At 56.8% G+C, this 1,046-nt stretch carries 1 protein-coding gene; it reads right to left on the reverse strand.

Annotated features, from left to right (window positions below; translation table 11 throughout):
• Window positions 1-5: 5 nt before the first annotated feature.
• Entirely contained in the window at window positions 6-983 is a 978-nt protein-coding gene (locus tag EXE50_RS16865; RefSeq protein ID WP_137705638.1) for an IS1595 family transposase, read from the reverse strand.
• Window positions 984-1,046 lie beyond the last annotated feature (63 nt).

Below are 1,046 nucleotides of genomic sequence, written 5' to 3' on the forward strand. Positions count from 1 at the left end.
CGCTCTTATGTAGAGCTGCGGAAAGCCCCCATAACAAGGCAGTCGATGGTGATATCGACAGATGCGCCTGTGAGATTCAGCGATCTGACGATCCCAAATGTATGAGCGGCCTGTTCCAAGCCTTGCTTGGACAGGCCGCGGAACTTCCGCAGCCACGGTTGAACAAGCGAAAACAGGCATTCTGCCTGATTGATGTGGACTCCGTCAGGCGATACGTACCTCTCTTTGTGAACGACCGTTCGGTGATCCCGATCCATCTCACGGTACGCTTGGAGTCCATCTGTCCAGACCTCTCCCAGCGGCTGGGAGAGGTCTTCAGCTTCCTGAATCACTGGCTCAAGATCGCCTTCGTAGTCGATCCCACGCTGTCCGCGAATTACGCGAAGTGAGTCGCGGCACGCCGCAACGAGCGTCAGCTGGTCACCGTGACGCCCTCGCCAGCGTGATCGGCCAGTGCGCGACGAGCCACCGCGAGAACGGCTGTTTCGCGGCGGCTCTTGACCTTTGTACCCCGAACAGACTTTGCCAGATTCGTCGACCTGTGTCGGCCCATCAGGAGTCTGAGCAAGCAGCTCCCACGTGACGGGGAAGCCGCGCTGAACCGCGGCTTCCACCTCCCGAATCGCCGTGTGAACGGTTTTGTAAGCGCGACCGAGCAGCGGCGCAATTTGGTTGATACTCAGCAGTGTATCTGCGTAGAGAGTGAAAGCGAGAAGCACCTCACCGCAGGAGAGGTGCTTCTCGTGAAATGGCGTTCCATGGGTGTACACTGGCTTAAATTCGCAATTACGACATCGAACCCGGTCATGTTTTTCCCACGTCATAATGCTCTGGTGACCGCAACGCGGACAGGATGTATTCTCCCAGAACTGCTTGAGACGCCGCTCGATGCCCGCATCGAGCGGCTCGGTGTTGATCTCGATGACTCCGAGCTCGATCAACTGCCGAAACATCCCGCCAAACGCTGGCTGAGTGGAAGACATATCTCCAGATTAGAGCCGTCTGAGTGTAATTATACGCGCTTTCCACGTTTCTACATAAGAGCG

Origin of the sequence: Halorubrum sp. ARQ200 (assembly GCF_005435115.1) — an archaeon.
GTDB lineage: Archaea > Halobacteriota > Halobacteria > Halobacteriales > Haloferacaceae > Halorubrum > Halorubrum tropicale.

What these genes read in the sequence shown, in the direction of transcription:
- EXE50_RS16865 (WP_137705638.1), bottom strand. Translation starts at nt 983, where the DNA reads ATGTCTTCCACTCAGCCAGCGTTTGGCGGGATGTTTCGGCAGTTGATC.